The organism is Salmonella sp. NW722, assembly GCF_051702785.1.
Taxonomy (GTDB): domain Bacteria; phylum Pseudomonadota; class Gammaproteobacteria; order Enterobacterales; family Enterobacteriaceae; genus Salmonella; species Salmonella enterica.
Map to the genome: position 1 here is coordinate 874,194 of NZ_JAMMIN010000001.1, position 9,539 is coordinate 883,732.

The window sequence follows — 9,539 nt, forward strand, 5'->3', positions numbered from 1 at the left end:
TTTCCCTCCCCTGCGCCATCTATACTTAGTGTTTTGCGTCTCTTTTCTCACTGGAGGAGTCATGCGGTGGACCCTGTTCATCCTTTTTTGTCTACTGGGCGCGCCTGCCCATGCGGTCGCCATACCCGGCGTGACCACGGGGACATCAACCAGCCAGCAAGCAGCGCCAGAGCCCAGTCCTGAACAAAAAAAAGCGGCCTATGCGGCCCTGGCTGACGTACTGGAGAACGAGGCTTCACGTAACGAATTGATAGCGCAACTCCGCGAAGCCTCAACCACGCCGCCGACCGAGCCGGCGCCAGCGCTTGCGCCGCCTGCGGCCAAAGATGAAAAAACGGTACTGGAGAACGTCACCACCGTTACCCGTCAGTACGGCGATGCTTTCGCTACCCGTTTCGCCCAGCTTTATCGCAACATCACCGATGCGCCGCACAAGCCGTTTAACTCTCAAACCTTCACCAACGCGTTAACCCACTTTTTATTTCTGGCCGTCGCGGTATTTGGTTTTTATAGCGTGATACGGCTTTGCGCCCTGCCGTTATATCGAAAAATGGGCCTGTGGGCGCGCAAGAAAAACCGTGAACGCAGCAACTGGTTACAGCTCCCGGCGATGATCGCCGGCGCGTTTATTATCGACCTCCTGCTACTGGCGCTCACCTTATTTATCGGTCAGATGCTCAGTGATAATTTCCATGCCGGAAGTCGAACTATCGCTTTTCAGCAAAGCCTGTTCCTGAATGCCTTCGCGCTGATAGAGTTCTTTAAAGCGATTCTGCGGCTTATCTTTTGCCCTAATGTACCGGAATTACGCCCATTCGCAATTCAGGATGCGACAGCGCGTTACTGGAATCGCCGTATGAGTTCCCTTAGCAGTTTGATTGGCTACGGGCTGATTGTTGCCGTTCCGATTATTTCCAACCAGGTGAATGTTCAGGTTGGCGCGATGGCTAATGTGGCGATCATGCTCTGCATCACCATCTGGGCGCTGTACCTGATCTTTAAAAACAAAGCGGAGATTACGCAACATTTATTAAGCCTGGCGGAACGATCATTAGCCTTTTTTAGCCTGTTTATCCGCGCCTTTGCGCTGGTGTGGCACTGGCTGGCCAGCGCCTACTTTATCGTGCTGTTTTTCTTCTCGTTATTCGACCCAGGCAATAGTCTGAAGTTTATGATGGGCGCGACCGTGCGCAGTCTGGCGATTATTGGCATCGCGGCGTTTATCTCCGGTATGTTTACCCGCTGGATAGCGAAAACCATCACCCTGTCGCCCCATACGCAGCGCAATTACCCGGAATTACAAAAGCGGCTTAACGGCTGGCTCTCCTCGGCGCTAAAAGTCGCACGCTTTTTGACCGTCTGCGTCGCCGTTATGCTGTTGCTCAACGCCTGGGGATTATTCGATTTCTGGCACTGGCTACATTATGGCGCGGGGGAAAAGATGGTCGATATCCTCATCCGTATCGCGTTAATCTTATTCTTCTCCGCCGTGGGATGGACGATTCTCGCCAGTCTGATTGAGAATCGCCTGGCCTCTGATATTCATGGTCGCCCGCTACCCAGCGCCCGCACGCGCACGCTGCTGACGCTGTTCCGCAATGCGCTGGCTGTGATTATCAGTACCATAACCATCATGATCGTGTTATCGGAAATCGGCGTCAATATCGCGCCATTGCTGGCTGGCGCGGGGGCGTTAGGTCTGGCTATCTCTTTCGGTTCGCAAACCCTGGTGAAAGATATTATTACCGGCGTCTTTATTCAGTTTGAAAACGGGATGAATACCGGCGACTTAGTCACCATAGGCCCGCTGACGGGGACGGTCGAAAGAATGTCGATTCGTTCCGTCGGCGTGCGGCAGGATACCGGGGCATACCATATTATCCCGTGGTCCTCGATCACCACTTTCGCCAACTTTGTGCGCGGTATCGGCTCAGTTGTCGCCAACTATGACGTGGATCGCCATGAGGATGCGGATAAAGCGAATCAGGCGCTGAAAGACGCGGTAACGGCGCTGATGGAGACGGAGGATATTCGCGGGCTGATTATCGGCGAACCCACGTTCGCCGGTATTGTCGGTTTAACGAACACGGCGTTTACTTTACGCGTATCGTTCACCACCCTACCGCTCAAGCAGTGGACGGTGCGTTTTGCCCTTGATAGCCAGGTGAAAAAGCATTTTGATCTGGCCAATGTGCGCGCGCCGGTGCAAACGTATCAGGTTCTGCCCGCCCCCGCCGGCGGCCCGTCGCCTGATTCACTGCCGCCGCGCGAACCGACGATTTAGCGTTTACGGGTGATAAAACGGCGACGCTGGTCGTCATCCATAAAGGTCCAGGCAATAAAGCGGCTTTGCTTTTGCCCCTGGGCCATCTCTTTTTTCACCACTTTCACCGCGCCAGCCTCCGTCAATGCCCGGTAAAGCGGCGGTAAATTCTCGCCGCGCGACACCAACGTCGTAAACCACAACACCTGACGGCGGAAGGATTGGCTTTCAGCAATCATTTTTTTAATAAAGGCGACTTCGCCGCCTTCACACCATAGCTCCTGCTGTTGACCGCCAAAGTTCAGCGCATCATCTTTATTCTGCCCCAAATTGCGGCGCTTACGCTCGCTGCCCGCGCGGGCTGCGGCGGCGGAGTCGTGAAAAGGCGGGTTACAAAGCGTTGCGTCATAAAATTCATTTTTATGAATAATACCGGTAAAAATGGCCGCCGGATCTTTTTGCCGACGCAGACGAATGGCGCGGCTTAACCCCGTATTAGCCTGAATGATAGCCTGCGCGCTGGACATCGCTGCGTCGCTGACTTCACTACCGGTAAATCGCCAGCCATATTCATGGACGCCGATAAGCGGATAAATACAATTGGCGCCCACGCCCACGTCCAGAATAGTTGCCTGCGCCGGAATACTCCCTGTTGTTTCGCCAAGCAGATCCGCCAGATGATGGATATAATCCGCACGACCAGGCACTGGCGGACATAAAAAACCTGGCGGAATGTCCCAGTGTGTGACGGCATAAAAATGCGCCAGCAACGCCTTATTGAGCGCTTTTACCGCTTGCGGATTAGCAAAATCAACGCTCTGTTCACCGGCGGGCGTGCGGATAAGAAAGGACGTCAATTCCGGCGTGGTCTGACACAGTGCGGCGAGATCATAACGGTGTTGGTGGCGGTTGCGCGGGTGTAACCCCGGTTTCTGGGCGGACATGGCATTCTCCTTTTAGCAGCGGCGTAAGATACCCGTATAACGCCACGGGGTAAATATACCACTGCGAATTCCCTGCCTTGCTCATTTGATCGGATATCTGAATGACATTGGCTCTGCTCATGGTCTGAAAAGATCGCGCGATGCGATTTTTTCACCTGACGGCGCTACACTTAACCTCAGGTACCCTAAAATCAGGAGAGCGTGATGGCATCCGGCTGGGCAAATGACGACGCAGTGAATGAACAAATCAACAATACCATTGAAGATGCCGTTGCCCGCGCTCGCGGCGAACTTCCTCACGGCGAAAGTCGCGATGAATGCGAATCTTGCGGCGACCCTATCCCTGAAGCGCGGCGTAAAGCCGTACCGGGCGTTCGGTTATGCATATCCTGCCAACAGGAGAAAGATTTACATAACGCAACATTTTCAGGATATAATCGCAGAGGTTCAAAAGACAGCCAGTTACGCTGACTTTTCTTTACCGAAACCGCCAGTATCATCCATTCCTTTACGCTCATGCTTTTTAGCGTTCTGCGTCGCAGAATGTGCCGTTAACCTCGACTCTGTAAAGCCAGATGACAAGAACGGTAAATTCCACTGTTGAATTAATTAATAATCAATAAGTTATTTGTCATTCAAAAATTTTGAGCAAGGCCGTCAATTCTATTCGATTTTATCTTTCGCAAAAAACCGTGATACTCATCACATCGACGGAACATCGTCCCATAAACAGAATAACCTGCGAGAGATTAATCATGAAAACCATTAAATATGCTGTTGCAGCCATCGCGCTTTCCACCCTTTCTTTTGGCGCTTTTGCCGCAGAACCGGTTAGCGCGTCTCAGACGCAAAACCTGCATAAAATCGGCGTAGTGTCTGCCGATGGCGCCACCACGCTGGATGGCCTGGAAGCTAAATTGGCTGAAAAAGCCGCCGCTGCTGGCGCAAGCGCTTATAACATCACCTCCGCCGTGGGTAATGACAAAATGAGCGGCACTGCGGTGATTTATAAATAATTTACCTGCCCGCCAGATTTCAGAATGTAACATCGCTGTTGTTTGAATTCTGACGGGTATTACCCTCGTCTGTTTGCCAACAGACCCACTGCTCCAACCCTCATTAACCCTGTTTGTTACCCTTATTTGCCCGTCCGTCACTGGACGGGCTTTTTTTATTCGCTAAAAGCCTGTTCGACGCGCGCAATCCCGTCTTCTAACGTCGCCGCCTCTCCCGTCGCAATCAGACAACAGGCCATTTGCGTTTTTAATGATTGCGGCACCGGCTCGCGGCCGGCAAGGCAGCGCTCAATCCAGCGCGCGGTGATTTCAGGATCTTTAGTCGCAGGCAGTGAAAGCGGCTCGTCGTGCGTGTCGCTCTGACGCTCATGCAGTACCTGCACGCCACGGCTATCAATCAGGCTGATTTGCGGACAGCGTTGCGGGTTGGCATAGACTTCGCCTTCGGTACCATGCATCAGCAAAGCCCGCCCGCCGATGCGGCTAAAAAAGGTCGCCACACGCGGGACATATTCAGGGTGAGAAACGCTTGATAAACGCAGCGCGGCATCCTCAGCAAATGGCGTCGCCAGCTTGGCCAGTGAATGCGCGCTGTTGCGCACGCCCATCCGCCAGCGCATCGCCAGTTGTTTTTCCAGCGGCGGGCAGAGCGCGCTCACCGGGATAAACACCGGCTGGTGCCCGTCCAGTTTGGCCTGCGCTTGTCCGCCGTGTAGGGTGGGCACAATCCCCATCAGCTCAAATATTGTTTCCGTCAGTACGCGGGTCGGATCTTCACTGACGCCGTGTACTACAACTGGAAAGCCCAATTTATGCAGCAGGATAGCCAGCAACGGCGTTAAATTCGCCTGTTTACGCGCGCCGTTATAGCTGGGAATAACGACCGGCAACGGCCTATCTGCGGGCGGTGTCAGTTTGATGGTATGATTCTGCATGGCTTCATAAAAGCCCAGCATTTCGGCTTCGCCTTCGCCTTTAATACGCAGCGCCATCAATATACTGCCCATCTCCAGGTCGGGGACGTCGCCATTCAGCATTCGGGTATACAAACCGCGCGCGGTATCCAGATCCAGATCGCGGGCGTGATTTTTACCTCGCCCGATCTCTTTGATGATCTTGCGATAATCCATTGAAAGCTCCTTGAAGTGTGCTCACAGCATTAACGCCGTCGGCGGCGTGCAGGTTTTGCTTTTGGTTTTACTATAACGTCTGGCACGGCAGGCTGCTCTATCGGAAAAACAGGTAAGGCATTCAGTAAACGCTGTCCGTAGTTTTTGGTCAACAACCGCTTATCATAAATGACCACTTCTCCCCGACAGGCATGGCTACGGATCAATCGCCCTACCTGCTGAATTAAATTAAAAGACGCGCTTGGTAAACTTTGTACCTCAAACGGATAACGATTCAGACTTTTTAGCCATTCGCCTTCGGTGATCACGACCGGGCTGTCGATCGGCGGGAAGGCAATTTTATGGATATGGACCTGCGTCAGCAGCTCGCCTTTAAGATCCAGCCCTTCGGCAAAAGACTGAAGCCCAACCAGCACGCTGCGTTCGCCGCTCTCCACCCGTTTACGGTGCAGCTCCACCAGCCGGTAACGCGGCTGGTCGCCCTGGACCAGGAGGAGTAAGCGCACATCAGCGACATGCTCCAGAAAACGCTGCATCGCCCGCCCGCTGGCGAACAGTACCAGCATACCATGATGTTTTTTGCTCTCCAGTTGCTCACGAAAATAGGCCGCCATTTCGGCAATATGCTGCTCTTCGTTATCAATGGTGGGTTCGTAGCGCATTTGAGGAATCACCAGTTTCCCCTGTTCCACATGATTAAACGGCGAATCCAGCGCCACAAAGCGGTCGCCGGCTTTTTCTTTTAAGCCGCTCATTTCCTGCAGGCGCGAAAAGCTATTGAGCGAGCGCAGTGTCGCCGAGGTGACAATAATGTGCGGTACGCTGCGCCATAACAATCTTTCCAGCTGATCGCTGACGCGGATACCGACACAATGGAACCAGACGTGGAGTTGCCCTTCGCGTATTTCACGCGTCGCCCATTTGGACACCGGCGCGCCTGAAGACTGCGCCATCGAAGCCAGCCGCCATAATTTACTTTGCGCCTCGAACATTCCCAGCGCCCGGTTCATCTGTAAAATCACCCGATGCAAACGCACAATATCGTGCGACCCGGTTTTTTCGCTGAGATCGTTGAGAAAGGATTCCGCCAGCCCACGCAACGTCTCGGTCAGCTTCGCCAGTCGCTGGCAGATTTCCATGACCTCATCAGGCAACTCGCCCATTGCAAAACGGTGCTCCGCCTCCTGCGCTGCGGGCATATACAGATTAAGAATGGCATTGAGCGAGGCGATCAGTTCGTACACCTCCTCGCAATGGGCGTTAAGTCGCTCAGGATTCGCTAACGGCGGCGTGGTCTTAGGGCGAAATTGCTCCATGCAGGTCGCCACCAGTTTGCTGAACAGGTCCAGTTGCAAGCGATACCAGGAGGCGGTAATTTCCGCGCTCATCTCCAGCGCATCGCGAGCGACATCGGGCAGATGATGACCTTCATCCAGTACCAACAGCAGATGCTTTGGTTCCGGCAGTACGGCTTCACTTTCCATCGCCGCCATTACCAGCGCGTGATTCGCCACCACGACTTCCGCTTCCTGTATTTCACGTCGGGCGACAAAGAATGGACATTCGCGGTAATAGTGACAGTTGCGGTTCAGACAACTGGCTTTATCGGTACTTAATCGCCGCCACAGATCGTCGTCAATAGCAATGTCGGTATGATCCCGCAGACCATCCCATTTGTAACCGTCAAGATCCCCTTTCAGCCTGGCGCAACGCTTTTGCTCTTCCTGGTTGTTAGGCGTCAGTTCGTCATCAAGAAAGGCGAGCAGATCCTGCTGCGTAGGCTCGCTACTGGCGAGCGCCGCCAGGTTTCGCGGACACACGTAACGCCCGCGGCCAAAGGCGGCGGTAAAGCGCAGATCGGGGATGATTTTTCGTAGCAGCGGCAAATCTTTGCTAAAGATCTGATCCTGTAACGCCACGTTAGCGGTACTGACCACCAGTGTTTTTTGCTCTTCCCGGGCAATGGCGATACCGGGAATAAGATAGGAGAGGGTTTTCCCGACGCCGGTCGGCGCTTCAATAGCCAGATGTCTCCCTTCTTCCCCGGCCAGCGTTCTGGCGACGTCAGCAATCATCTGCCGCTGCGGCGCACGGGGAATAAAGTCGGGGATCTGGTCCTGAAGCGCCTTATACCAGGCGGCGATTTGCGCTTTCAGCGCAGCGGTCAATGCCATGAGAAAACCTGAAGTACTGTATAAACAGCCACTATTGTGTCACATTTCAGGGGCGGGAAGTACCTTTTTTACCGGTTCTGGAAGGCGGCTCGCAACGCGATGTGTATTTTGCCGGATGGCGGTGCAAGCACCTTATCCGGCCTACGTATTTGCATAGTCCGTAGGCCCGGTAAGCGTCGCGCTACCGGGCATGTTGCCGGATAAAATTTACTGGGCAGGCGTGATTCTGCGCGGGCGACGCGGCGGACGTGCTTTGTCACCAGCGGGTTTCCCCTCGCCTGTGCGCGGTTTTGGTTTCGCCTTCGCCGCCCCGCTATCCTGACGTCGCGGCTGCTGACTGCGCCCCGCTCCCCCCTGATTTTGTCCGCGTCCACGACCGCCGCCGCCGCGCTGCTGACGACCGTTCTGAATCGGCTCCGCTTTAATCGACGGGTCCGGCTCATAGCCCGGCGTCGTAATGCGTGGGATCTCTTTTTTCAGCAATTTTTCGATATCACGCAACAGTTTATGCTCGTCAACACAGACCAGCGACAGCGCCTCGCCAGTTGCCGCCGCGCGACCGGTACGGCCAATACGGTGTACATAATCTTCCGGCACGTTCGGCAGTTCATAGTTGACCACGTGCGGCAGCTCTTCAATATCCAGACCACGCGCCGCAATATCCGTCGCCACCAGCACGCGAATATCGCCGGATTTAAAATCGGCCAGCGCGCGGGTACGTGCGCCCTGCGATTTATTACCGTGGATCGCCGCGCTGCGAATACCGTCTTTATTAAGCTGTTCCGCCAGATGGTTCGCGCCATGCTTGGTGCGGGTGAAGACCAACACCTGCTGCCAGTTGCCCTGGCCAATCATCTGCGACAACAGTTCACGTTTGCGTTTTTTATCGACAAAGTGCACGTGCTGCGTCACCTGCTCTGAGGCCGTGTTGCGGCGCGCCACTTCGATTTCCAGCGGGTTGCGCAACAGCTTTTCGGCGAGCGCTTTGATGTCGTCGGAGAACGTGGCGGAGAACAGCAGATTCTGACGCTTCGCCGGCAGTTTCGCCAGCACGCGACGAATGTCGTGAATGAAGCCCATATCCAGCATACGGTCGGCTTCATCCAGTACCAGAATCTCAATCTGATCCAGCTTCACGGCATTTTGATGTTCCAGGTCGAGCAGACGTCCCGGCGTCGCCACCAGCACATCCACGCCGCCGCGCAGTTTCATCATCTGCGGATTGATGCTTACGCCGCCAAATACCACCAGCGAGCGAATATTGAGATATTTACTGTAATCTCTGACGTTTTCGCCAATTTGCGCCGCCAGCTCGCGGGTTGGCGTGAGGATCAACGCACGCACCGGGCGACGACCTTTAGCGTGCGGCTGATGGGTAATCAGATGCTGCAACAATGGCAGGGTAAAACCCGCCGTTTTACCGGTTCCAGTCTGGGCGCTGGCCATCAGATCGCGGCCTTCCAGCACGGCGGGAATCGCCTGTTGCTGAATAGGGGTAGGTTCACGGTAACCCTGCTCGGCAATAGCGCGCAGGATATCAGGGTTTAATCCCAGGGAATCAAAAGACATAACTACTCCGGACCGCCCCGACCGTTGCCGGTGTAGTTTTCAGGGAGATGCTCAAATTTGGAATGACAAAAACCACAATGTCATGAAGGGGCGGAGTGTAGCAGTTTTTGTGATGCGGCGCATAAATTATCCTTACGGTGAGCCGCGGGGAAAATGACGCCCCCGCGACGGAGATCCATGCGTTATTGTTCAGCAAACGCCTCGCCGTAGAAACTTGCCAGCAGCAGTTGGCGCAGTTCCGATACCAGCGGATAACGCGGGTTAGCGCCGGTACACTGGTCATCGAAGGCATCTTCAGACAGTTTGTCAACGTGTGCCAGGAAGTCAGCTTCCTGCACGCCAGCTTCACGGATAGACTTAGGAATTCCCAGCTCAGCTTTAATGCTTTCCAGCCATGCCAGCAGTTTTTCAATCTTAGCGGCGGTACGGTCGCCCGGCGCGCT

Annotated in this window: 8 protein-coding genes; 3 read left to right on the plus strand and 5 right to left on the minus strand. The window is 54.4% G+C overall.

The window, feature by feature from the left end:
- Positions 1-61 precede the first annotated feature (61 nt).
- Positions 62-2,284 carry a mechanosensitive channel protein gene (gene ybiO / locus NA330_RS04290; RefSeq protein ID WP_001267697.1) on the plus strand — a complete coding sequence of 741 codons (2,223 nt, stop codon included), beginning with the start codon at positions 62-64 and terminating at the stop codon, positions 2,282-2,284.
- Here ybiO and rlmF read toward each other — a convergent pair.
- Positions 2,281-3,207, minus strand: coding sequence for a 23S rRNA (adenine(1618)-N(6))-methyltransferase RlmF (gene rlmF, locus NA330_RS04295; protein ID WP_001275962.1), 927 nt, complete (start codon positions 3,205-3,207; stop codon positions 2,281-2,283). The two genes, ybiO and rlmF, sit on opposite strands and share 4 nt — an antisense overlap.
- 204 nt (positions 3,208-3,411) lie before the next feature.
- Between rlmF and NA330_RS04300 the strand changes: the two genes are divergently transcribed.
- Positions 3,412-3,678: a DksA/TraR family C4-type zinc finger protein gene (locus NA330_RS04300; protein WP_000146332.1), complete on the plus strand. Its 267-nt coding sequence runs from the start codon at positions 3,412-3,414 to the stop codon at positions 3,676-3,678.
- 284 nt (positions 3,679-3,962) lie between these two features.
- Positions 3,963-4,223: a DUF1471 family protein YbiJ gene (ybiJ, locus tag NA330_RS04305; RefSeq protein ID WP_000849089.1), complete on the plus strand. Its 261-nt coding sequence runs from the start codon at positions 3,963-3,965 to the stop codon at positions 4,221-4,223.
- Positions 4,224-4,378: 155 nt separating this feature from the next.
- Here ybiJ and ybiB read toward each other — a convergent pair whose 3' ends face one another.
- The 4 genes from ybiB to NA330_RS04325 all read right to left on the minus strand — a co-directional run.
- Positions 4,379-5,353 carry a DNA-binding protein YbiB gene (gene ybiB, locus NA330_RS04310; protein ID WP_023242278.1) on the minus strand — a complete coding sequence of 325 codons (975 nt, stop codon included), beginning with the start codon at positions 5,351-5,353 and terminating at the stop codon, positions 4,379-4,381.
- A 29-nt stretch (positions 5,354-5,382) separates the two neighbouring features.
- A complete protein-coding gene (gene dinG, locus NA330_RS04315) occupies positions 5,383-7,527 on the minus strand; it encodes an ATP-dependent DNA helicase DinG (protein ID WP_001218630.1) in 2,145 nt (714 codons plus the stop codon).
- Positions 7,528-7,734: 207 nt separating this feature from the next.
- Complete coding sequence (rhlE, locus tag NA330_RS04320; RefSeq protein WP_000007065.1) at positions 7,735-9,096, minus strand: ATP-dependent RNA helicase RhlE; 1,362 nt, start codon at positions 9,094-9,096, stop codon at positions 7,735-7,737.
- A gap of 182 nt (positions 9,097-9,278) precedes the next feature.
- The coding region (locus tag NA330_RS04325; RefSeq protein ID WP_117341058.1) for an iron-containing alcohol dehydrogenase at positions 9,279-9,539 on the minus strand (261 nt) is incomplete at its 5' end.

Coding starts and splice junctions, on each gene's coding strand:
- ybiO (WP_001267697.1), top strand. CDS start 62: ATGCGGTGGACCCTGTTCATCCTTTTTTGTCTACTGGGCGCGCCTGCC.
- rlmF (WP_001275962.1), bottom strand. CDS start 3,207: ATGTCCGCCCAGAAACCGGGGTTACACCCGCGCAACCGCCACCAACAC.
- NA330_RS04300 (WP_000146332.1), top strand. CDS start 3,412: ATGGCATCCGGCTGGGCAAATGACGACGCAGTGAATGAACAAATCAAC.
- ybiJ (WP_000849089.1), top strand. CDS start 3,963: ATGAAAACCATTAAATATGCTGTTGCAGCCATCGCGCTTTCCACCCTT.
- ybiB (WP_023242278.1), bottom strand. CDS start 5,353: ATGGATTATCGCAAGATCATCAAAGAGATCGGGCGAGGTAAAAATCAC.
- dinG (WP_001218630.1), bottom strand. CDS start 7,527: ATGGCATTGACCGCTGCGCTGAAAGCGCAAATCGCCGCCTGGTATAAG.
- rhlE (WP_000007065.1), bottom strand. CDS start 9,096: ATGTCTTTTGATTCCCTGGGATTAAACCCTGATATCCTGCGCGCTATT.